This window comes from Salipiger bermudensis, from assembly GCF_019801965.1.
Taxonomy (GTDB): domain Bacteria; phylum Pseudomonadota; class Alphaproteobacteria; order Rhodobacterales; family Rhodobacteraceae; genus Salipiger; species Salipiger bermudensis_A.
Genome location: NZ_JAHVIA010000027.1, coordinates 1 through 1,126 on the forward strand (window position 1 = coordinate 1; position 1,126 = coordinate 1,126).

Below are 1,126 nucleotides of genomic sequence, written 5' to 3' on the forward strand. Positions count from 1 at the left end.
TGACCTGCTCCCCTGAAAAGTCCGCGGTTTGAAGTTAGCCTGTTCTCCAAACGAGGAGACAGACGATGCGGAAAAGCCGTTTTAGCGAAGAGCAGATCATTGGCATCCTGAAGGAGCACCAAGCCGGGATAGGCGCCAAGGAGCTCTGCCGGAAGCATGGCATCAGTGATGGCACGTTTTACAGATGGCGTTCGAAGTATGGCGGCATGGAAGTGTCTGAGGCCAGGCGGCTGAAGGCGCTCGAAGCCGAGAATGCAAAGCTCAAGAAGATGCTTGCAGAGCAGATGCTCGACGTGGCCACGCTGAAGGAAATGCTGGGAAAAAACTTCTGAAGCCCGGTGCAAGGCGACGAGCCGTGGACTGGGCCATGACAGAGAAGAACTACAACCAGCGGCGGGCCTGTGCCCTGGCCGGGATCGATCCGCGTGTATATCGACGTGGATCAACCAGACCTGCGGACGCTGAACTGCGGGAGAGGCTGAAGGCGCTTTCCAGCGAACGGCGTCGCTTCGGTTATCGGCGACTGCACCTCCTGCTGGGCCGAGAGGGCTGGAAGGTGAACTGGAAGAAGCTCTACCGGATCTACCGGGAAGAAGGCTTAACAGTCCGTAAACGGGGCGGTCGCAAGCGAGCCCTGGGGACCAGGGCACCCATGACGATCCCGCAGGGGCCGAACCAGCGATGGTCGCTGGACTTCGTGTCAGACAGCCTGTCCGATGGTCGCCGCTTCCGGGTGCTCTGCGTCATCGACGACTTCAGCCGGGAATGCCTGGCGACGGTCGTGGACACCTCGCTGTCAGGGCAGCGCGTTGGCCGTGAGCTCGACAGCATCGCTCGGGTGCGCGGCTATCCCTGCATGGTGGTCAGCGACAACGGCACGGAGCTGACCTCGAACGCCATCCTCAAATGGCAGGAGGACCGCAAGGTCGAGTGGCACTACATCGCTCCGGGAAAGCCCATGCAGAACGGCTTCGTCGAGAGCTTCAATGGCCGCCTGCGTGACGAGTGCCTGAACGAGCACCTGTTCGCCAATCTGCGCCACGCCCACGAGTTGATCGCCGGCTGGCGCAACGACTACAACCATCACCGCCCCCACACGAGCCTCGACGGGCTCACCCCGTGGGAG

The 1,126-nt window shown here is 61.5% G+C and carries 1 protein-coding gene; it reads left to right on the top strand.

All coding sequences use genetic code 11. The annotated features are described in order from the left end of the window. Positions 1-65: 65 nt before the first annotated feature. Positions 66-1,126, top strand: a protein-coding gene (locus KUV62_RS22615; protein ID WP_222606017.1) for an IS3 family transposase whose coding sequence is annotated in 2 segments (ribosomal slippage) — positions 66-315 and positions 315-1,126 — 1,062 coding nt annotated over the 2 segments. Because the reading frame shifts where the segments join, the coding sequence is not laid out codon by codon here. This gene is flagged as partial in the annotation.